Annotated in this window: 16 protein-coding genes; 14 read left to right on the forward strand and 2 right to left on the reverse strand. The window is 65.3% G+C overall.

From position 1 onward, the window contains the following. Positions 1–62: 62 nt before the first annotated feature. The 8 genes from H582_RS0107355 to H582_RS0107390 all read left to right on the forward strand — a co-directional run bounded on the left by H582_RS0107355 (position 63) and on the right by H582_RS0107390 (position 10,355). Positions 63–1,349: an adenylosuccinate synthase gene (locus tag H582_RS0107355; protein ID WP_028598028.1), complete on the forward strand. Its 1,287-nt coding sequence runs from the start codon at positions 63–65 to the stop codon at positions 1,347–1,349. Between the two features lie 135 nt (positions 1,350–1,484). Then, positions 1,485–2,177, forward strand: coding sequence for a hypothetical protein (locus H582_RS0107360; protein WP_028598029.1), 693 nt, complete (start codon positions 1,485–1,487; stop codon positions 2,175–2,177). Between the two features lie 440 nt (positions 2,178–2,617). After that, positions 2,618–4,084 (forward strand): M23 family metallopeptidase, encoded by a 1,467-nt coding sequence (locus H582_RS26450; protein ID WP_052333046.1) that lies wholly within the window; start codon positions 2,618–2,620, stop codon positions 4,082–4,084. Positions 4,085–4,269: 185 nt separating this feature from the next. Next, positions 4,270–5,022 (forward strand): response regulator YycF, encoded by a 753-nt coding sequence (gene yycF / locus H582_RS0107370; protein ID WP_028598030.1) that lies wholly within the window; start codon positions 4,270–4,272, stop codon positions 5,020–5,022. After that, on the forward strand, positions 5,019–6,851 hold the full coding sequence (walK, locus tag H582_RS0107375; protein WP_028598031.1) for a cell wall metabolism sensor histidine kinase WalK: 1,833 nt from the start codon (positions 5,019–5,021) through the stop codon (positions 6,849–6,851). Before yycF ends, walK begins: the two co-directional genes overlap by 4 nt. Then, positions 6,848–8,380 carry a YycH family regulatory protein gene (locus H582_RS26455; RefSeq protein ID WP_052333047.1) on the forward strand — a complete coding sequence of 511 codons (1,533 nt, stop codon included), beginning with the start codon at positions 6,848–6,850 and terminating at the stop codon, positions 8,378–8,380. The genes walK and H582_RS26455 overlap by 4 nt, the downstream gene beginning before the upstream one ends. Further along, positions 8,367–9,251 carry a two-component system regulatory protein YycI gene (yycI, locus tag H582_RS0107385; RefSeq protein ID WP_028598032.1) on the forward strand — a complete coding sequence of 295 codons (885 nt, stop codon included), beginning with the start codon at positions 8,367–8,369 and terminating at the stop codon, positions 9,249–9,251. The genes H582_RS26455 and yycI overlap by 14 nt, the downstream gene beginning before the upstream one ends. A 291-nt stretch (positions 9,252–9,542) precedes the next feature. After that, the gene (locus H582_RS0107390) at positions 9,543–10,355 is read left to right on the forward strand and encodes an MBL fold metallo-hydrolase (protein ID WP_028598033.1); all 813 of its coding nucleotides are present in this window, start codon (positions 9,543–9,545) and stop codon (positions 10,353–10,355) included. Here H582_RS0107390 and H582_RS26460 read toward each other — a convergent pair. Further along, positions 10,318–10,569, reverse strand: a complete 252-nt coding sequence (locus H582_RS26460; RefSeq protein WP_052333049.1) for a hypothetical protein — start codon at positions 10,567–10,569, stop codon at positions 10,318–10,320. The two genes, H582_RS0107390 and H582_RS26460, sit on opposite strands and share 38 nt — an antisense overlap. A 265-nt stretch (positions 10,570–10,834) precedes the next feature. Here H582_RS26460 and H582_RS0107400 point away from each other — a divergent pair, with 265 nt between their 5' ends. The 6 genes from H582_RS0107400 (at position 10,835) to H582_RS0107425 (ending at position 15,681) form a co-directional block, all read left to right on the forward strand. Beyond that, positions 10,835–12,157: a S1C family serine protease gene (locus H582_RS0107400; RefSeq protein WP_028598035.1), complete on the forward strand. Its 1,323-nt coding sequence runs from the start codon at positions 10,835–10,837 to the stop codon at positions 12,155–12,157. A gap of 98 nt (positions 12,158–12,255) precedes the next feature. Continuing rightward, positions 12,256–12,423 carry a CxxH/CxxC protein gene (locus H582_RS30770; protein ID WP_084136798.1) on the forward strand — a complete coding sequence of 56 codons (168 nt, stop codon included), beginning with the start codon at positions 12,256–12,258 and terminating at the stop codon, positions 12,421–12,423. 261 nt (positions 12,424–12,684) lie between these two features. Then, positions 12,685–13,488, forward strand: a complete 804-nt coding sequence (locus tag H582_RS0107410) for an alpha/beta fold hydrolase (protein ID WP_028598036.1) — start codon at positions 12,685–12,687, stop codon at positions 13,486–13,488. A gap of 144 nt (positions 13,489–13,632) precedes the next feature. Beyond that, the gene (locus H582_RS0107415; protein ID WP_028598037.1) at positions 13,633–14,067 is read left to right on the forward strand and encodes a YciI family protein; all 435 of its coding nucleotides are present in this window, start codon (positions 13,633–13,635) and stop codon (positions 14,065–14,067) included. Then, positions 14,064–15,308, forward strand: a complete 1,245-nt coding sequence (locus H582_RS0107420; protein ID WP_028598038.1) for an RNA polymerase sigma factor — start codon at positions 14,064–14,066, stop codon at positions 15,306–15,308. The genes H582_RS0107415 and H582_RS0107420 overlap by 4 nt, the downstream gene beginning before the upstream one ends. 28 nt (positions 15,309–15,336) lie before the next feature. Next, positions 15,337–15,681, forward strand: coding sequence for a DUF1801 domain-containing protein (locus H582_RS0107425; RefSeq protein ID WP_028598039.1), 345 nt, complete (start codon positions 15,337–15,339; stop codon positions 15,679–15,681). 119 nt (positions 15,682–15,800) lie between these two features. On the opposite strand, the gene H582_RS0107430 is transcribed toward H582_RS0107425, so the two are convergent. Continuing rightward, a complete protein-coding gene (locus H582_RS0107430) occupies positions 15,801–20,717 on the reverse strand; it encodes a DUF7507 domain-containing protein (RefSeq protein ID WP_164820137.1) in 4,917 nt (1,638 codons plus the stop codon). Positions 20,718–20,792 lie beyond the last annotated feature (75 nt).

Raw genomic sequence — 20,792 nt, forward strand, 5'->3', positions numbered from 1 at the left:
TTCCGGGCGGATGAGAACGATAAAAGCAGCAAATTCCAAGCAAGCAAAGCGGAGGTATGATCATGTCTACGGTTGTTGTTGTCGGCACGCAGTGGGGAGACGAAGGAAAAGGCAAGATTACCGACTATCTGGCCGACGGCGCGGAAGTGGTCGCCCGTTATCAAGGCGGCAACAACGCCGGTCACACCATTCTCATCGACAACAAGAAATACAAGCTGACGATGATTCCATCCGGCATTTTCAATCATAATAAAACCTGCGTCATCGGCAACGGGATGGTCATCAATCCGGCTGCCCTGCTCGACGAGATCGACTATATCCACGAAAACGGCTTCTCCACCGAGAACCTGAAAATCAGCGACCGCGCGCATGTCATCATGCCGTACCATCTCGTGCTCGACGGGCTCGAGGAGGACAGCAAGGGCGACAACAAGATCGGCACGACGCGCAAGGGCATCGGCCCTTGTTACATGGACAAGGCTGCCCGCAACGGCATCCGCATCGCCGATCTGATGGACGCGGAGGAGTTCGAGAGCAAGCTGCGCCGCCTCGTCGCCGAGAAGAACCATGTCATCCAGCAAGTGTACAGCGGCGAGACGCTGGACGCCGACGCCATCCTGGCGGACTACCTCAAGTATGCGGAGCGCCTGCGTCCGTACGTGACGGACACCTCGGTCGTCCTGAACGACGCGATCGACACCGGCAAGCGCGTGTTGTTCGAGGGCGCGCAGGGCGTCATGCTCGACATCGACCAAGGCACTTATCCGTACGTCACGTCGTCCAATCCGACGGCTGGCGGCGTGTGCATCGGCTCGGGCGTCGGCCCGTCCAAAATCCAGCAGGTCATCGGCGTCGCCAAAGCCTATACGACCCGCGTCGGCGACGGCCCGTTCCCGACCGAGCTGCATGACGCCATCGGCGACCAGATCCGCGAGACCGGCCATGAATACGGCACCGTAACGGGCCGTCCGCGCCGCGTCGGCTGGTTCGACACGGTCGTCGTCCGCCACGCCCGCCGCGTCAGCGGCATCACCGGGCTGTCGCTCAACTCGCTCGACGTCATGACCGGCCTCGAGACGGTCAAGATCTGCACCGGCTACAAGCTGCGCGGCGAGATCATCGAGCACTACCCGGCCAGCCTCAAGCTGCTTTCCGAATGCGAGGCCGTCTACGAGGAGCTCCCAGGCTGGAACGAGGACATCTCCGGCGCCAAGACGCTGGACGACCTGCCGGCCAATACGCGCCGCTACGTCGAGCGCGTCTCCGAGCTGACGGGCATCCCGATCGCGATCTTCTCCGTCGGCCGCAACCGCGAGCAGACGAATCCGGTCCGTCCGATCTACGAATAGGCCGCTTCGGCCGAGCCGCTGCTTCCCTACCGGAAGCGGCGGCTCTTTTTGTTCCGGAAAAATAGAGAGAATGCGTCGCAGCGCCCTTGCCCATACTGATAGAGAGCAGCAGAGCGAGGGAGGAGGACTCATTCCATGAACATGAAAAAGACGGCCGCCTGGCTCGGAAAGCTGGCGGCGGGCGCGCTGCTCGTAAGCGTGCTGTCGATCTGGACGACCGGGTATATCGTGACCAGCTACGTGGAGGTGCTGCTGAAGCAGTTCCACATCCCGCTGCAGATGCAGCCGATGTCGATGAGCGGGGTATGGGGGGCGTTGTGGGGAGCCGATTCGGCGGCCGAGCCGGCCTTTGCGCCGACAGGCCCACCGGAGCCGTCGCCGTCTCCAGCCGGCGAGGCGACACCTGCGCCTCAAGGCGGCAGCGGCGATGGAGATCCGGCGGCTGGCGGAATTCCGGCCGATCCGTCGGCGACCGACGGGGGAGCGCAGGATCCGGCCTGGCAGCCGGAAGGGTCGGAAGCTCCGGACGTCAGCGGGCCGTCTTCGTCCGGCTGGCCAGAAAGCGGAGGCGGCTCCTCCGGCACCGGCGGAGCCGACGGGCTTTCCGGCGCCGGCGGCCTGGACGACGGCTGGCCGTCCGGGCAAGCGGAGCCGGGAGCGACGGGACCCTCTTCGGGGGGCCCGCAGCCGTCGTCCTCTCCCGTTCCCAGTCCGGGAGCGGAAGAGACCGATCCGGCGGTATCCGGGACGAGTCCGGCGCCATCCCCAGGCAGTCGGAGCGAGCCGGATGCCCTTCCTTCCTGGAAAATGCAGCCGCAGAACATGTAGGCGAAAGGATAAGTAATCCTTTAGAATACTCAGTATTGCTAAAGTCGAACGCCTCCGTTTCGGAGGCGTTTTCGGCTTGACCGCTTCCCCTGCTGAAGCCCGACCCCAGGCTGCGCCAAGCTCATGCAAAGCATCCCCCAATTATGGAAGCGGATTCGCAGGCAAGGGTTCCATAACCGATTGCCGCAAAGCCTGCCTCCCGGCTCGATCGTCTAGAAATCAGCGCCTGTCGCATCCTGTCGATCAATTCTGAAAAAAGTTTAATCCGCTGTGGCCGAGAAGCGGTTGAACGGGCAAAACGGGCTATGGTAAAGTAAGAAACGAATTCTTCCTCAGGGGAGGATTCGTCGTTTTTTGCCGACGGCGGCTGCCGGAGGCGAAAAGCACGGGGAACGAAGCCGAAGCAAGCGAGCATACGACAGAAGGAGCACACCTTGAAGATGATTGCTTTTAAGCCGAACGAGCACCCCTCGAATCCATCTTTTCCGGACCCGCCCTCGCAAAGGCGCTGGATCCGAATCCTCCTGATCACCGCGGTCGCGATCGCAGTCCTCGCTGTCGCAGCGACGATCGGAACGAAGCAATATATCAACGCCCACACGTACAGTTACTATAAGGTGCTGCTCGACGGACAAGCCGTCGGCACCGTCGAGGATCCGGCTCAGGTCGACGAGCTCGTCGAGAGCGAGACGGCCAAGCTCAAGCAGTCGTACCCGAATCTGGAGATGAAGCTTCATACCGGCGTCATTTCCTACGAGGAGGTGCGGGAGTACAAGGGCGAGCCGCAGACGCAGGCGGCGCTGGACAAGCTGGCCTCCTCCTTCACGTCGACCGCGGTCGGCACGGAGGTGATCGTCGGCGGCAAGGTCATCGGCGTCGTGAAAAACGAGGCGACCGCCAAGGCGGTGCTCAAGCAGCTGCAGGACAAGTATGCTCCGCCGTCCCGCATGAAGAGCGCGCAGCCGCAGGTGACGACGCTGTCCACCGCGACCAAGGCGGCGGCCGCTCCGGTGAACCGCATCAGCGGCGTCAAGTTCGCCGAGGAGGTCAAGGTCGAGCCGACCGAGCTCGATCCGTCCGAGGTGCTCGGCCAGGACCAGCTGCTGCGCCTGCTGAGCGGCGGCACGGAGACCGCGACCAAGTACACGGTGCAGCCCGGCGACTGCGTCGGCTGCATCGCCGCGAAATTCGACATTTCGCCCGAGGTCATCTATAAGAACAACCCGTCGATCCAGGACGACCTCATCAAGGCGGGCGACGTCATCGACCTGACCGTGCAGAAGCCGGCGATCAACGTCGTCACGACGGAGAGCCAGTCGGAGATCATCACGACCGAGCCGCAGGTCATCATCCAGAACAAGGCGACGCTCAAGAAGGGCGAGTCCAAGGTGATCCAGGAAGGCCAGGCGGGCTCGAAGCGGCTCACCTACGCCGTCGTCAAGCAGAACGGCTACAAGATGAGCGAGGAGCTCGTCAGCATCGACGTCCTCGCGAAGTCGGTGCCGAAGATCATCGTGCGCGGCACGAAGGTCGTCGGCGAGGGCAGCGGCACGTTCAGCTACCCGGTCTCCGGCGCCCGCATCACGAGCACGTACGGCACCCGCTGGGGCCGGCTGCACAAGGGCATCGACCTGGTCGGCTCGAGCACGATCAAGGCGGCCGACGAGGGCGTCGTCGAATTCGCCGGCACGAAGAGCGGCTACGGCAACGTCGTCATCGTCAACCACCGCAACGGCTACAAGACGCTGTACGGCCATCTGCGAAGCATCTCGGTCGGCGTCGGCGATACGCTCGAGCGCGGCGAGAAGCTCGGCGTCATGGGCAATACGGGACGCTCGACCGGCACGCATCTGCATTTTGAGATCTACAAGAACGGCGCCCTGCAGAATCCGTTGAAATACCTGTAAGCAGCACTCCTTTTTTCTTATCGCGAGCGCGGCCTTCCGAGGCCGCGCTTTTTTGATGCTCGGGGCCTCGAAGGGCCGGACCCGAAGCGGAGCGCCTGCCGGCTGTGGTAAACTAAGGAGAAAGAAGGCGGCGCTCCGCAGGCAGGGGGCAGGGGCTGCAGCGAGGAAGGGAGCGGACGGCAACGATGCAGGGCAAAATTCTCGTGGTCGACGACGAGCGGCCGATAGCGGACATATTGAAGTTCAACCTGGAGAAGGAAGGCTATGAGGTCATCTGCGCCTTCGACGGCGGAGAAGCGGTGAGGGCGGCCTTCGAGGAGGAGCCGGACCTGATCCTGCTCGACCTCATGCTGCCGGTCAAGGACGGCATGGACGTCTGCCGCGAGGTGCGGACCCGGCTGCAGACGCCGATCATCATGCTTACGGCCAAGGACACGGAGATCGACAAGGTGCTCGGCCTGGAGCTTGGCGCCGACGATTACGTGACGAAGCCGTTCGGCACGCGGGAGCTGCTGGCGCGCGTGAAGGCGCATCTGCGCCGCACGCAGAAGACGCGCGAGGCGCTGGCCGCCGGCGCGGCGCAAGGCGCGGCCGAGGCGGAGCCGGACAAGCAGGGGCTGAAGCTGTTCAACCTGTTCATCGATACGGACATGTACGTCGTCTACAAGGACGAGCAGCCGCTCGACCTGACGCATCGCGAGTATGAGCTCGTCTACTACCTCGCCCGCCACAGCGGCAAGGTAATGACCCGCGAGCATCTGCTGCAGGCGGTATGGGGCTTCGAATACTTCGGCGACGTGCGCACGGTCGACGTGACGATCCGCCGGCTGCGGGAGAAGATCGAGGACGACCCGAGCCGACCGGAGTACATCCTGACGAGGCGCGGCCTCGGCTATCTGATGCGCAATCCGAAGCAGGGAGGACTGGGCGGCGGATGAAGGGCAGGCGCTGGTTCAGCACGATCCAAGTCAAGCTGATCGCGATCTACATGCTGCTCATCCTGATTTCGATCCAGCTGATCGCGGTCTATTTTGTCAGCACGGTCAAAAGCTCGCTCACCGACACGTTCACGAACAGCCTCAACGACCAGGCGCGCGCGCTCGCGGTGCTCGCCGCGGACAAGCTGTCCGAGGGCTCGCTCGCCGGCGGCGAAGCCGAGGAAGGCGCGATCTCGCTGTCCGACTACGTGAACAGCCTGTTCAGCCGCACCGGCGCGGAGCTGCAGGTGCTCGACTCGAGCGGGCGCGTGCTGGCGACGTCGGACGCGTACAGCGCCTACATCGGCAAGAAGAACACGTCGCTCATGGTGAGCCAGGCGCTGCAGGGCATCCCGGACAACGAGCAGGACATCCTCGACGAGGACAACGTGCGCAAGAAGATCATCACCCAGCCGATCCAATCGCCGGACAACCGCGTCATCGGAGCGGTCTACATCGTCGCCGGCATGACCGAGGTCAACGCCACGGTCGACCGGGTCAACCAGATCTTCGTCTCCGGCACGCTGATCGCGCTCGGCTTGACCGGCGTGCTCGGCATCGTGCTGGCGCATACGATCACGAGCCCGATCAAGGGGCTGACCCGTCAGGCGGAGGCGGTCGCCGAGGGACGCTTCGACCAGCAGGTGCCGGTGCTCGCGGACGACGAGATCGGACGGCTGAGCGAGGCGTTCAACGAGATGACGCAGCGGCTGCGGGAGGCGCTGTCGGTCAACGAGGAGGAGAACGAGAAGCTGCAGTCGGTCCTCTCCAACATGAGCGACGGCGTCATCGCGGCTGACGAGCGCGGCACGGTGATGGTGTCCAACCGCCGCGCGCTGGAGCTGCTCGGCGTCGACCAGTGCGAGGGCAGCCCGCTGACCGACGTGCTGGAGCTGCCGCAGGAGCGGCTCGAGGCGCTGCGCGCCTCGCGCGGCCTCGCCGCCGTGCTCGTCAAGGAGTCGCCGGACGGCGAGGAGCGCTGGGTGCTGCGCGTCACGCTCAGCCCGATCCACCGCCGCGACCGCGGCATCACCGGCACGATCGCGTTGCTGCAGGACATCACCGAGCAGGAGAAGCTGGACCAGTCGCGGCGCGAGTTCGTGGCCAACGTCTCGCATGAGCTGCGCACGCCGCTGACGACGATCCGCAGCTATGCCGAGGCGCTCGGCGACGGAGCGCTCGCGGAGCCGCAGCTGGCGGACCGCTTCGTCGGCGTCATCCGCAACGAGACCGAGCGGATGATCCGGCTCGTCACCGACCTGCTGCATCTGTCGCGGCTCGACTCCCAGCAGTCGACGCTGCGCCGCCGCGATACCGACATCGCCGAGATGCTCGACGAGGTGGCGGACCGGTTCTCGGTGCAGATGCGCAAAAAAGGCATCCGCGCCGTCGTCCAGGTCGACCGGCGCGTCGGCAAGGCCGTGCTCGACCGGGATCAGATCGATCAGGTGCTGGACAATCTGATGTCCAACGCGATCAAGTACACGCTCGAGGGCGGGCGCATCGAGCTGTCGGCCGGCCTGCAGGATAGCGGGGCGCTGGCCGTCAGCGTCAAGGACTCCGGCATCGGCATTCCGAAGCGCGACCTTGCCCGCATCTTCGACCGCTTCTATCGGGTCGACAAGGCCCGCTCGCGAGAGATGGGCGGCACCGGCCTCGGGCTTTCGATTGCCCGGGAAATGATCAAGGCGCACGGAGGCGCGATAACGCTGGAGTCCGAGCTGGACGTAGGCACGACGGTGACGTTCATCCTGCCGCAGCCGCAGCAGAAGGGGGAGCAGCCGACATGAAGGAAAGGCTCAAGACGATCGCGCTCGCAGCCCTCGTCGCCCTCAGCCTCGTGCAGAGCTACATGCTCGCCTACAGCACGCCGGGCGCGGCCGTGCGCACCGCGCAGAACTACGTCAGCACCGAGCAGATGGGGCAGGCGAGCAAGACGGAGGAGACGCTGTTCCCCGAGCAGCTTGTCCTGCACTTCGGCAACGGCAGCCATACGGTGCTCAATCCCGGCGACCTGCCGTTCTACAACCTCATCATGAGCAAGCTCAAGGGACGGGAGTTCCGCGGCTTCCAGCGGATGGCCGATACGGTCGTGCGCTGGAGCGAGATCCGCGACAACAACCTCGGCCTCGAGCTGCGGCTCGGCAGCGGCTTGCCGGTGACGCTGCTGTCGCGGATGCTGCAGCTCGACAGCAGCGACGAGAGCTTCCTCGGCGATACGGTCGACCGCATCTGGATCTTCCGCAGCAGCAGCACGGAGGAGGTGCGGACCTTCTTCTTCAGCGCGGGCGGCGGCGTTGTCTACGAGGCGACTCAGGCCGACTTGACCGTGCGGGACGTCGAGGACGACGTCGGCCTCGGCGAATACTGGACGCCGTACGAGCCGGACGCCTACGGGCTGTACGTGCCCCGGCAGCCGGTGGAGGCGGCGCAAGCGCGGATCGGCTATCAGTCGTACTCGGCCGATCTGCTGCAGCGCAACCTGTTCATCGATCCCGGCACGACGCGCATGATCAAGGACCGGGACGGCTCCCAGGTGTACACGGACGGCAAAAGGGCGCTTCAGGTCGAGCAGAACGGCCAATGGATCAGCTACACCGATCCGGCCGCGCCGCTGAGCGGCAGCGGGCAAGCGCGCAGCAACCCGGCCGGCAGCATGAGCAGCGCCATGCAGTTCGTGAACCAGCATGGCGGCTGGGACGGCTTGCATCAGCTCGTCTCGCTGGGCGGCGCAGACGCGGCGGCGGGCGGATCGGCGGGGCAGACGCCCCGGCCGGGCCAGGGGACGGCGGAGGAGCAGCATGCGCTGCTGTTCCGGCAGTATTTCCGTTTCGGCGAAAATCGCGTCCTGCCGGTCGTCCCTTCGGCGGACTTCCGGTTCGGCTTCATCCGGCTGACGGTGCAGCAAGGCTCCGTAACGACCTATGAGCGCTCGCTCATCACGCTCAACCCGTCGCCCGCGCAAAAGTCGGCCCGCTGGCTGCCGGGCGGGCAGCGTCTCGACCAGTCGCTCGCGGCCTATTCGAGGCGCTCCGAAATCGAGGCGCTCTATCCGGCGGTCAAGGCGGAGCAGGCCGAGGACGGCCAGCTGCGCTTCCTGCCGGTGTGGGCGGTGCGTCTGACGGACGGCACGGAGGAGGCGCTGGCCGGGCCGCTTGAGGAAGGCTTCGACGGCTCCGCCTTGCCGCGCGAGAATCTGTCGGCGCTCGGCGGAGCCAAGAACGGCGGCGAAGCCGGCGCGGCGCCGACTCCATCGCCGCCGCAAGGCGACGGAGCGGCGCGCGTAGAGGAAGGAGGAGCGGCCCGTGGATTGGGGTAGAGCGAAGAGCGTATTGATCCTGGCGTTTCTGCTGCTCAACCTGCTGCTCGGCTATCAGCTGTGGGGCGATGTGCGGGAGCGCGTGCAGCCGAGAAGCAACTCGGCCGAGCTGTCGCCGGAGACGCTGGCGGCGCTGAAGGCGAAGCGCGTCGCGTTCTCCGGCGTCATCCCGAAGGAGACGCCGGAGCTGCATGACCTGACGTACCGGTACGTCGGACGGGCGGGAGCGCCGGCGTCTGACGCCGAATCGGCTGGCGCAGGGTCGAAGGCTGGCGCTGCGGAAAGCGGCGCAGGCGCGGAGCAGCCGGACGGCGGCGTCGCGGAGCCGGGCGTGACCAGCGGCGGGGAGCCGGAAGGCATCACGCCGCTCGAGACGCCGGTGGACAGCCGCGTCGTCTTCCAGCGGGAGGAGCTGCTCAAGGCGCTGGGAGGAGTCATCCCGGAGCTGGACCGGTATGAGCTGGACACGCTCGGCCTCGACGACCGCAAGTTCGTGCTGTACCGAATGGAGGCTGGCCGGCCGATGTTCAACGTGAGGCTGGAGCTGTACTACAGCGATCAGCGCATCACCGGCTACCGCCAGGACCGGATCGAGCTGCTGCCGGCAGACGAGGGCCAGCGGCCGCAGCCGGTGCTGCCGGCTTCGCGGGCGATCCGCCCGGAGGTCGTCGAGAAGTACATGCCGGACGGAGCCGCGATCAAGGAGATCCGGCTCGGCTACAAGGAAGGCCAGCGGTTCGATTCGGAGACGCAGGTGTCGACGCCGTCCTGGCGCATCCTGATGGAGGACGGCAGCTCGATCTATCTGCAGGCGTCCAGCGGGGAAGTGCTGATCGACAAGCCGGAGCCTTCGCCGGCATCGGGAGGCTAGCGGAACCGCCGCCGGCAGGCGGAGCGAGGCTCGCAGCGGAGAGGGAGCCGCCGGTGCGCGGAGCGAGAACCGCTCCGGTGACGGAGCCTCTTTCCGCTTCCAATAGCGGTTTTGGCTGCTATCCTCAAAACAAAACGGCCGTCCCCTGGTCCGCGAGTCGGACCGGTCGGGACGGCTCCTTTTTTCTAGCGAAATTTCCAGCAGACTGTAGAGACGCCGGACGGACAATGGTACAATGGGACTTTAAGGGCTTGGATGGCCTTGCGGGCCATGGAAGGGAAGGCAAGGAGAATGGAATTCCGATTTACCGTGCTGGCCAGCGGCTCGACCGGCAATGCGACGGTCGTGCAGAGCGGGGACAAGACGGTGCTCGTCGATGCCGGGCACAGCCTCAAGAAGCTCGAAGAGCTGATGAGCAGCCGGGGCATCGCCGGCCATGACATCGACGCCGTGCTCATCACGCATGAGCATTCCGATCATATCAAGGGCCTGGGCGCCCTCGCGCGCAAATACGAGCTGCCCGTGTACGCCAATGAGGCGACATGGGGAGCCCTGGAACGCCATGCCTCCCACGTGCCGCCCGAGCGGCGGATCGTGATGGGCACGGGCGAGGAGATGCGGTTCGGCAGCATGAAGGTCCGCTCGTACCCGATCTCGCATGACGCGGCGGAGCCGGTCGGCTATACGTTCACGGACGACGGCTACAAGCTGAGCCTCGCGACGGACCTCGGGTATGTCAGCGATCTGGTGCGGCGCAGCATCATCGACTCCGACGTGCTCGTGCTGGAGTCCAACCACGACCCCGAGATGCTGCGCATGGGCCGCTACCCGTGGAACATCAAGCGCCGCATCCTCAGCGACATCGGCCATCTGTCCAACGAGGCGGCCGGCGAGGCGCTGTGCGAGCTGATGACCGACCGCACGAGGCGGGTCTACCTCGCGCATCTGAGCCTCAACCATAATCTGATGGATCTGGCGAGGCTGACGGTGAACGGCGTGCTGGAGGACCGCGGGCACTTTTTCCGCAAGGACGAGCATCCGCTGCGGGACACGCATCCGTACGAGCCTACTCCATGGGATCAAATAAAGCGGAAAGCGCTCTGAGCGGCTCGCTGTCGCCGGCCTCGAGCTGAGCGGACTTCTGCTCAAGCTCCTCGCGGGTGAGGATGCCCTTGTCGACGAGCAGCTCCAGCATGGCGCTGAGCGCCAGCAGCGTCCGGTACTGCGTATCGCTCAGATCTCCGAGCTTGCCCATGACCGCGACCTGGTTCCAGGCGCTTGGAGCGGCGTCCGGAGTGGTAATGAGCTTTATATCCATCGGCTTTCTTCCTTTCCCGGTATCGGCTGGATGAGCGGGCAGGCAGCGCTACATAGTGGATTTATCGGCGTCACGCTGCAACATTTGAGCTTTCGCCTCCGTCTAAAAGGGGAGCCTAGGCTCGCCCTATCATTATTCTAGACGCATCTTCCGAAATCATTCCAAGAAGAGAAAAAACATCCTGTAGTCGAACCAGAAGCAGCCACGTATGCTTAGAAAATAGAGCAATCGAACGCGTGCGCAAACCACGGGAGGAGCGGGTATCATGGGTTTGTTCGAGGATGAGTTCTATTCGACAAAGATCTCCCGGCGCGCCAGCAAGACCAGCCGCAAGCAGATGTCCGGATTCCCCTTGCGCAGCCGCAAGGACTGGGGAGCCGGCCGGCTCGCCCTCTTGTCCGGGGCCTCGGGAGCCGCGATCGTGCTTGCGCTGGCGCTCGCCCTTGGCGGCGGCAGCCCGGAGGCCGCGGTCGAGACGGCGGGGACGCCGGCGGCGAGCGGACTCGTCGCCCCCGGCGATGCGATCCAGCAGACCGTCGCCGCCTCGTCCAAGGTGCGTCCGGCGGTCGTGAGCGTCGTCAACGAGCAGGCGGCGTTCCAGCCGCAGCCGCAGGACGGCGAGGACGCGCCGCAGGACGCCGAGCTGCACCCGGCCAGCGTCGGGAGCGGAGTCATCTTCGCCAAGAAGGACGGCAAGGCGTATCTGATCACCAACAACCATGTCATTGACGGCGCGGCCGGGCTCAAGGTCGTCCTGATCGACGGCGAGACGCGTCCGGCCAAGCTGGTCGGCGGCGACTACATCACCGATCTGGCCGTGCTGGAGATCGACGGCGAAGGCATCGAGACGATCGCCGAGATGGGCGACTCCGCCAAGCTGCAGTCCGGCGAGATGGTCATGGCGATCGGCAATCCGCTCGGCCTCGGCGACTCGCTGTCGATGGGCATCGTCAGCAAGACGAAGCAGATCATCCCGGTGTCGCTCAGCCAGGACGGCAACTACGACTGGGAGCAGGAGGTCATCCAGACCGACGCCTCGATCAACCAGGGCAACAGCGGCGGGCCGCTGATCGACATGCAGGGCCGGGTAATCGGCATCAACAGCATGAAGATCTCCGACATCGGCGTCGAAGGGGTCGGCTTCGCCATTCCGGTCAACAACGTCATGCCGATCGTCGATCAGCTGATGAAGACCGGCGCGGTTCCTCGCCCTTATCTCGGCGTGTACACGCTCGACCTGGCGTCCTATTACGCCCAGCAGGGGCTCGGCGGCGGCGTGCCGGACGCGGAGGACGGCGATGCCGCGGCGCAGACGCCGACCTCGCCCGGCGGTCCGAAGCTGCCGCCGGAGGTCACCTCGGGCGTCATCGTGCTGGAGTCGGTCGGACCGGCCAGCGAGGCCGGCCTGCAGTTCAACGACGTCATCACCAAGCTGGACGATCAGCCGATCGGCAGCACGATGGAGCTGCGCAAGTACCTGTACGGCAAAAAGCGCATCGGCGACAAGATCAAGGTGACGTTCTATCGCGACGGCAAGCCGGATGCGGTGACGTTCAAGCTGCAGGACAAGAGCGAAGAGGAAGAGTAGGAGAAAGCGGGTCGCCGGCGGGATGCCGGCCCCGCTTTTGTGGTATAATGGCGGTAATCGACATCATTTCAGGAATGAGAATAGGGGTAGGTCATCGAATGTATTGCGTGTGCAAGGGACATATTGAGCTGGCATTGGACAAGTTCGTGGATGAGTACGAGGATGCGCCGGACATGGTGGATCTGAACGAGACGCACTTCGCGAATTGGGACCCGCCGGTAAAATGTGACTTGTGCGAGGAGAAGGCGGAATTCCTCATCGTATAAGCCCGGCAAACGTTTCGAGCGCAAAAGTCTTTCCCGAAAGGGAAAGGCTTTTTTTGCTTTTCCCCATGCATGCGCGCGCCCGAAGGCCGGCCTGTGGACAGCTGGCGGCGTATCCACGGAGAGCTGTGGAAAAGCGCAATCGCCCCCTTGCGGAGAGCTTATCCACATGTGGATGAAAAAAATCCGGCACGGCTGTCGATTCGTCCGCTTCCTGTTCGTCGTGTAGATAAAGGCCACCAATCCGCATGAAGGAGAATGATCATGAACATCGCCATTTCGAAGGACGGAACCCGCATCGCTTATGAAAAGACAGGAAAGGGACCGGCTGTCGTGCTCGTGACGGGAGCGTTCAGCTACCGGAGCTTCCCGGACCAGGTCGAGCTGGCCCGCCTGCTGTCCGACCGCTATACCGTCTACTACTATGACCGCCGGGGAAGAGGAGACAGCGGGGATGCGGCCGTCTACGCCCCGCAGCGCGAGGTCGAGGATCTGGAGGCCGTGCTGGCGGCGGCCGGGGAGGCGGCCTGCGTATGGGCGCTGTCCTCCGGTGCGATGATCGCCCTGCGGGCGGCCGCAGGCGGAGCGGACATCGCGAAGCTTGCGCTCCACGAGCCCCCCTTCATCGTCGGGGAACAGGACCGGCGGCCGCCGGCGGACTTCGAGGAGCAGACGCGGAGGATTGCCGCCGCTGGCGACCGGGCGGAGGCGGTGCGTTATTTCATGACCGAGGGGCTGGGCGCTCCGGCGTTCGTCGTGAAGATGATGCGGATGATGCCCGGCGTATGGAAAAAGCTGCTCGCGGTCGCGCACACGCTGCCCTACGACGCGGAGCTCATGTCCGGCTGGATGGACGGAAAGCCGCTCCGAGCGGATGACTGGAGCGCCGTGACGACGGAGACGCTCGTGCTCGCCGGCACGGAAAGCCCGGCCGCCCTTCGGCGGGGAGCGGAAGCGATCGCGGCCGCGCTTCCATCGGCGGCGCTATGCAGCGCCAAAGGGCTCGGGCATACGAAAAAGCTCCAGCCGAAACGGATCGCGGCCGAGCTGAACGCCTTTTTCGGCTGAATGGCCTCGGACTCTCCGCAATTGGAAGGGATAGGAAAGGGCAGGCGCGAAAATAGAGAGGACGCGATGTCGATTCCTCCGCGCCGTGATCGACGTGTAGATAGGAAGGGAGCCGAGGCTCTCCTAACCAAAGGAGGATACACGATGAAATTCATGATGATCGTCAAAGGAACGACCGATTCCGAGGCCGGCGTGCTGCCGGCCCCGGAGCTGATCGAAGCGATGCAGCGCTACAACGAGGAGCTGGCGCGCGCGGGCGTGCTGCTGGCGGCGGACGGCTTGCAGGCGAGCGCGAACGGCATCCGCATCAGCTATCCGGAGCCCGGAGGCAAGCCGAAGGTGGTGGACGGGCCGTTCACCGAGACGAAGGAAATCATCGCCGGCTACACGCTGATCGAGGTCAAGTCGCGCGAGGAAGCGATCCAATGGGCGATGCGCATGCCGGACCCGCATGGCGGCGGACAGGGGCAGATCGAGCTGCGGCAGGTGTTCGAGCCGGAGGAGCTGACGCCGGATGCCGAGTGGCGGCAGCGCGAAAACGAGCTGCGGCGGCAAGTCGAGTCGCAGCGCCGAGGATGAGCGAGGTCCGCCGGACGATCGAGGCGGTGTGGAGCATGGAGGCGCCCAAGCTGATCGCCGCGCTCACCCGCCTGACTCGGGATGTCGGCATCGCCGAGGATCTGGCGCAGGACGCGCTCGTCGCGGCGCTGGAAAAATGGCCGCAAACCGGCCTGCCCGACAACCCGGGCGCTTGGCTCATGACGACGGCGCGGCGGCGCGGCATCGACCTCATCCGCCGCAGCCGGCTGCGGGAGCGCAAGTACGAGCAGCTGGCGGGCCATACGCCGCTCTATGCGGAGGATGAGCCGGATCTCGGCGAGGGCGTCGGCGACGATCTGCTGCGGCTGATCTTCCTGACCTGCCATCCCGTGCTCGCTCAGGAATCCCGCGTCGCGCTGACGCTGCGGCTGCTATGCGGCCTGACGACGGAGCAGATCGCCCGCTCCTACCTCGCCGCCGAGCCCGCGATCGCCCAGCGGATCGTGCGCGCCAAGCGCACGCTGGCGGCGAAGCAGGTCGCGTTCGAGCTGCCGGAGGGGCGGCAGCTGCAGGAGCGGCTGTCCGCCGTGCTCGAGGCGCTGTACCTGATGTTCAACGAAGGGTACGCGGCGACGTCCGGCGACGACCTGCTGCGGCCGCTGCTTTGCCGGGAGGCGCTGCGGCTGAGCCGCGTGCTCGCGGAGCTCATGCCCGGCGAGCCCGAAGTCCACGGACTCGCCGCTCTGCTCGAGCTCCAGTCGTCGCGGCTCCGCCAGCGGGTCGCGCCGGACGGACGGCTCGTCCGGCTGCGCGACCAGAATCGCGCCCGCTGGGACCGGCTGCATATGCGGCGCGGACTGGCAGCGCTGGAGCGGGGCCGCTCGCTCGGCCGGCGCTATGGGCCGTATCTGCTGCAGGCGGCCATCGCCGCCTGCCATGCCGAGGCTCCGTCCGAGGCGGAGACGGACTGGGTGCGCATTTCGGCGCTGTACGAGGCGCTGATGCAGGGCCAGCCGTCTCCGGTCGTCGAGCTGAACCGCGCGGTCGCCGTGGCGATGGCGTTCGGGCCGGCGATCGGCCTGGCGATCGCCGACGAGCTGGAGCGGCGCGGCGAGCTTGCCGGCTATCATCTGCTGCCGAGCGTGCGCGGCGAGCTGCTGCAGCGCCTCGGGCGGCCCGCAGAGGCTCGCGCCGAGTTCGAGCGCGCGGCCGGTCTTGCCCGCAATGCCCGCGAGCGCGAGCTGCTGCTGGAGCAGGCGGCGGCTTGCGAAGCGATCTAAATCTATCACGTCGAGGAGAGATGACTTGATGAATCCCGAAGTAACCGCATTCCTGGAAGCCCTGAACGAGCCGTGGCAAGCGGAGCGGTCCGCCGAGCTGCGGCAGCTCGTGCACGATACGATCCCGGACGTGCAGGAGCGCATCCAGTACAAGAAGCCTCATTTCTTGAAAAACGGCAAGTATGCGGCCGTCATCTCGACGTCCAAGGACGCCGTCAGCTTCACGATCTTCAACGCCGAAGGGCTGGAACTGCCGGAGGGGCGCTTCGACGGCCCGCCGGAGCGCAAGACGATCAAGCTGCGCAAAGGCGACGCCGTGGAGACGGAGCTGCTGGCGCCGCTGCTCGCGCAGGCGAGCGCCGGGCTGGGCTGAGCGGAGGAATTCCGATCGTCTGGCGCATCAGCCGCCTGCATGCAGACATAAAACAGGAGGGACCCATTTGGGATCCCTCCTGTTTTTTGCTTCCAGCCCCGAGGCTGGCCGAGAGGCGCTTATTCTTCTTCCTCCTGGACGGCGAGCACGAGCCGGTTGGAGCGGGCTCTTGCTCGGAGAAGGCTGCCGCTCTCGTCCCGGAACGAGTAGCCGACGAGCGCGACGTTGACGAGCTCTCTCGCGTGCAGCGGAGAAGCGACGCGGACGCTGAACTGGACGATCCGCTCCGCCCCCGGGGCGAGATTGCCGATCGGCAGTCCGGACAGGGAAGGCCGGGCCGGCGGGGCTCCGTCGATCACGAGGCTGCCGGGGACGAGGCTCAGCCCTTGCGGCAGCGGATCGGACAGCGTCAATCCGGTCGTGGCGACCGAGCTCGAATTGCGGATCGCGATCCGGAACAGGACGACGTCCCCCGGCGTCGTAACGGCGCGATCCGCGCTCTTGCGCACCTCGAGCAGCGAAGGAAGGATGCGGACGGAGGCCGACGCCTGCTGCGGATCGACGCCTGTCGCCGAGGTGCGCGCGGTATTGACGATCTCCGAGCCGGTCGGAGCGGAGTCCGGCACCAGGTACGGCACGGAGAGGATCGCCCGGGCGCCGTTCACGGTCGTCGGGGAGCCGCTCGGCAGCAGGTTGACGACCGTATCGATGCCGAGCAAGGTGTCGACGATGCGCACCGGGCTCAGCGGCACGTTGCCTGCATTGCGCACGGCAATCAGGAACGCGATTCGCTGTCCCGGCCGCGCGACGGCCGGAACCGCCTGCTTGGTGAGGATCAGCGCCGGACGAGGCAGCACCGTGAAGCTGGCGACAGCCTGGGCCGGAGGCGTCTGGTCGCTGACGGCCGTCACGATGTTGGTGATGACCGAGCCCCCCGGCGCGGCGGCGGGAACGATGTACTCCACCTCAAGCACGACCGACCGGCCTGCCGGAATTTCCGTGATGATCTGGGAGAAGCCGAGCACGCGGTCGACGACCCGGATGTTCGTCACCGGCGCGTTCGAGTCGTTGCGCAGCTCGATCCGGTAGGTGACCGTATCGCCTGGCGCGGCTGCCGTGGCGCTGACGGACTTGAGCACCGCGAGGCTGAACCCGCTCCGTACCGTCACGGCAGCGGAGCTTTCCGTTGGAGGCGTCTCGGCGCTCGTGACGGTCGCCGTATTGATGAACACCTGGCCGGCCGGCGCCGTCTCCGGAATCCGGAACGGCTGCCGGATCGTCTCCGACTGTCCGATGCCGAGCAGCGGCAGCACGGCATTCAGGCCGATCAGCGTGTCGGAAAGGACGACATTCGTCAAAGGCACGTTGCCCGTGTTGCTGATGGTCAGCGAGTAGATGACCGTCTCGCCCGGGAACGCGGCCGGCGTGCTCGACGACTTGAACACGGCCAGGGCCGGAGCCGGAGATACGGTGACGATCGCCGTGTCTTCGCCAGGCGGAGTCTGATCCGATTGGGCGACGACGGTATTGGCGATGACGGTGCCTGCCGGCGTGCCGGGAGGAACGGTCAGCTGCGTCGGGATGACGACCGACTCGCCCGGTCCGAGCTCGGGCACCGAGACGCCAAGCTGCGTCACCGGATCGGCGATGAGCACATTGGTCAGCGTCAGCGGAGACGGGTTGGTCACCGTAATCGTGTAGACGATCGGCTCCATCGGCGCGGCTGTCGCCCGGTCGGAGGTCTTGACGACGACGAGCGTCGCGGGCGGATCGATGCCGACCCGGGCAGAGTCCATGACGGGCGGCGTCTGATCCGACTCGGCCACCGCCGTGTTCACCAGCACCGTATCCGACGGCGCGTCGGCCGGCACGGCATAGACGGCGGTCAAGACCGATGTCTGCGCCGGTCCGAGCGCGGCGATGACCGTATCGAGCGCGACGAGAGGGTCCTGCACGCGGATGTTCGTCAGCACGACATTGCCGGTATTGGTCAGCGTATAGGTGTAGGTGATCGTCCCTCCGGGCGAGACGATGGAGACGTCGGCGACCTTGCTCAGCTCCAGCGCCGGGTCGGCCTCCACCGTGACGGCCGCGTCCGCGGATTCGGTCGGCGCCTCATTGGACGAGGCCGTGGCGACGTTCGCGATGACCGTGCCGGGAGCGGTCCCTGCGGGCACGACGTAGGTGCCGGTAAAGGAGACGAACTCGCCCGGGATGAGCCGGTCCAGCGTCTCGAGCAGGCCGAGAAGCGGATCCTGCACGACGATGCCGGTCAAGTCGGCTCCGCCCGTATTGCGCACGACGACGACATACTGGATCACGTCTCCCGGAACCGCCGTAACGCGGTCGGCCGCTTTTTCGATGCGGATGTCGAACGTCGGCAGGACGAGCACCTCGGCCGAATCCTGCTGCGGATCGGTCTCGTCGGACCGGACGATCGCCGTGTTGACGAGCACCGTGCCGGGCGGCACGGTCAGCGGCACCGTATAGGTCCGCTGGAATTCGGCGGTCTGTCCGGGCGCAAGCGAGCGGATCGTCTCGTTCAAGCCGAGATCAGGGTCCGTGACCCGCACGTTCGTCAGCGCGACATCGCCGACATTCACGACCTGGATCGTGTAGAGCACCGTATTGCCCTGCAGCACCTCGGTCCGATCCGCCGTCTTGGAGAACAGCAGCTCCGGCACCGTCACGATCGTCAGGCGGGCGACGGCTTCATTGCTTCTCACCGGCGTGCCGTCCTCGGCCGTGCCGGTCGCCACCGCCGTATTGACGAGCACGCCGCCCGGCGGCACGGTGGACGCGACATACACGAACTCAAAGCGGAACGACTCGCCCGGCAGAAGCTGCGCCTGAGCAATCGTGAGACCGAGCACCGGATCCTCGATGGTAATGTCGCGCAGCGTGAACAGGCTCGTATTGGTCGCGGTAAACACATACAGGGCAGATTCTCCGAGCCGTACCGTCTCCGGCGTGACGGACTTGGAGAGCTTCAGGCTCTCGGGACCGGCGACGACGAACACCGTCTCGGAATCCTCGACCGGACCGGTCTGATCGGTCTTCACCGTGACCGTATTCGAGATGCGGCCATCCTGCACATAGGGCGGCGATGCCGTGATCGACACCGTGATTTCCCTCGTCTCCCCGATCCCGAGCGTAAACGGAGGCACGGATACGGGGATAAGCGAGTCGTTGACGAATACGTTCGTAAGCGGCACGTTGCCGGTATTGGTCACGCTGATCGTGTAGACGACTTCCTCGAACTCCACGACGACTTCCCGATCCGCGCTCTTGATCACCTCGATCCCGGGAAGGGCGTTCACCTCGACGACCGCCTCCGCGTCGTCGCCGGCTTCGTCGCTGATCGCGGTCACCCTGTTGAAGAACGGGCCGGCGGGGGCATCCTCCGGAATCTCGAACGGCACTTGCAGCAGCACGCTTTCCCCGATGCCGAGCTCGTCGATGAACTCGACATAACCGAGCGTCGGGTCATCCACGACGATGTTGTGCAGGATCGTATCGCCGGTGTTGATGACCTCGATCGTATAGGTGACGAGATCGCCCGGATTGACGGACGTGATGCCGCCTGTCGATTTGGTGACCAGGATGGCCGGCGAGGTGGAGCGGATGTTCGGGATGTCGATGTACTCGCCGAACTCGATGTCGATCGTAAACGGAGGGACCGGCTCGTAGCCGGGAGGAGCGGCGATTTCCTGGACAAAGTAACTGCCGGGCAGCAGCTGGAAGGCGACGACTCCGTTCTCACCGGTGACGACCTGCACGTAGGAAGGGCCCTGGAACAGGAACACCGCTCCCTCGAGGCCTGCTCCCGTCTCGATATCGTACTTCCGCAGGAAGACGTTGACGAGGCTGCGGAAGTTCGTCAGCTGCAGGAAGACGGTCTCGCCGGAAAATTGGATTGTGAAATAGAGCGGCAGCGGCTCCGGAATGTAGCCGGGCGGAGGCGTGACCTCGACCACCTCGTATTCGCCGAGCGGCAGCCCTCCGAACAACACCCGGCCGTAGCTGTCGGTTACGCCCGTAAGCTTGATGCCAGGCGGATTGAGGCTGACGACGGTAATCCCGACGCCTTCAAGCGGATTGCCGCTCTCGTCCGTCTTGTAGATCTCCACGGCGCCCGTATCGCCGAACACTTCGAGGCGGTCGACGCCGATCGGCACGAGGCCGACAGGAATCTCGGCGATCAGCTGGTCCGTAGCGGTGTCGATGACGATGACGCTGTCCGTGCTCGTGATGGCGACATAAGCCTCGCGCAGCGTCGTGATCGTGATGCCCTGGGCGAGCGGATTGGTCGGGACGGGCAGCACGGAGCCGCTGCCGGGCACGATGACGAACACGTTGCCGTCCGCGTCGGTCGCGTACAGCTTGGAGCCGTCGGGCGTCAAGGCGAGGTTCTGAAGATTGGGACTGACCGCGATGACGTCGATGACCGTGTTGGTAAGCGCGGCGATGACGGCAATGCCGGTTTCGTTGATGGCGTAGACCAGGCTGCTGCCGGGATCGACGACGATGCCGGCGCCGGCCGGCGGACCGACGTCGATCGTGGCGATCGCGGCCAGCGCGACGGTGTCGATGACGGTGACCAGACCGCTGGAGCTCGTCACATAGGCGCGCTCGCCGTTGCTCGCGACCGCCACTTTGAGCGGCGTGCCGACGCCGGGGAGGGGGATCGTGGCGATGACGGAGTTCGTCCCCGTGTTGATGACGGACAGGTCGGAGCTGCCCTCGTTCACGACATAGACAAGCGAGTTGTCCGGCGAGACGGCGATGCCGTTCGGCTGCACGCCGACCGGTATCGTCGCCTCCACGAACAAGCCCTCGCCGTTGATGACCGAGACAGTGCTGCTGCCTTGATTGGTGACGTAGACCCGGTTGATGATGCGGGCCGCTGCAGGGTATTGGGGAGCGCTTCCGACCGGTATTCGGGCAATCTCCGTCTTGCTGGCCGTACTGATGACCGACACGGTGTCCTCGCCTGAATTGGCGACGAACACGAGAATAGAATCAAGACCTGGCACTCTTTCACCCGCCTTTCCTGTTCCTTTAATCCCAATCTTCATAGCCATATGTGGAGAGGCTCGGCTGATATGCCG

The sequence above is a fragment of the Paenibacillus pasadenensis DSM 19293 genome (assembly GCF_000422485.1).
In the GTDB taxonomy this organism is placed as follows: domain Bacteria; phylum Bacillota; class Bacilli; order Paenibacillales; family Paenibacillaceae; genus Paenibacillus_O; species Paenibacillus_O pasadenensis.

Excerpts from the sequence above, each read along its gene's own strand:
- H582_RS0107355 (WP_028598028.1), top strand. The coding sequence starts at position 63 with ATGTCTACGGTTGTTGTTGTCGGCACGCAGTGGGGAGACGAAGGAAAA.
- H582_RS0107360 (WP_028598029.1), top strand. The coding sequence starts at position 1,485 with ATGAACATGAAAAAGACGGCCGCCTGGCTCGGAAAGCTGGCGGCGGGC.
- H582_RS26450 (WP_052333046.1), top strand. The coding sequence starts at position 2,618 with ATGATTGCTTTTAAGCCGAACGAGCACCCCTCGAATCCATCTTTTCCG.
- yycF (WP_028598030.1), top strand. The coding sequence starts at position 4,270 with ATGCAGGGCAAAATTCTCGTGGTCGACGACGAGCGGCCGATAGCGGAC.
- walK (WP_028598031.1), top strand. The coding sequence starts at position 5,019 with ATGAAGGGCAGGCGCTGGTTCAGCACGATCCAAGTCAAGCTGATCGCG.
- H582_RS26455 (WP_052333047.1), top strand. The coding sequence starts at position 6,848 with ATGAAGGAAAGGCTCAAGACGATCGCGCTCGCAGCCCTCGTCGCCCTC.
- H582_RS0107390 (WP_028598033.1), top strand. The coding sequence starts at position 9,543 with ATGGAATTCCGATTTACCGTGCTGGCCAGCGGCTCGACCGGCAATGCG.
- H582_RS26460 (WP_052333049.1), bottom strand. The coding sequence starts at position 10,569 with ATGGATATAAAGCTCATTACCACTCCGGACGCCGCTCCAAGCGCCTGG.
- H582_RS0107400 (WP_028598035.1), top strand. The coding sequence starts at position 10,835 with ATGGGTTTGTTCGAGGATGAGTTCTATTCGACAAAGATCTCCCGGCGC.
- H582_RS30770 (WP_084136798.1), top strand. The coding sequence starts at position 12,256 with ATGTATTGCGTGTGCAAGGGACATATTGAGCTGGCATTGGACAAGTTC.
- H582_RS0107410 (WP_028598036.1), top strand. The coding sequence starts at position 12,685 with ATGAACATCGCCATTTCGAAGGACGGAACCCGCATCGCTTATGAAAAG.
- H582_RS0107415 (WP_028598037.1), top strand. The coding sequence starts at position 13,633 with ATGAAATTCATGATGATCGTCAAAGGAACGACCGATTCCGAGGCCGGC.
- H582_RS0107420 (WP_028598038.1), top strand. The coding sequence starts at position 14,064 with ATGAGCGAGGTCCGCCGGACGATCGAGGCGGTGTGGAGCATGGAGGCG.
- H582_RS0107425 (WP_028598039.1), top strand. The coding sequence starts at position 15,337 with ATGAATCCCGAAGTAACCGCATTCCTGGAAGCCCTGAACGAGCCGTGG.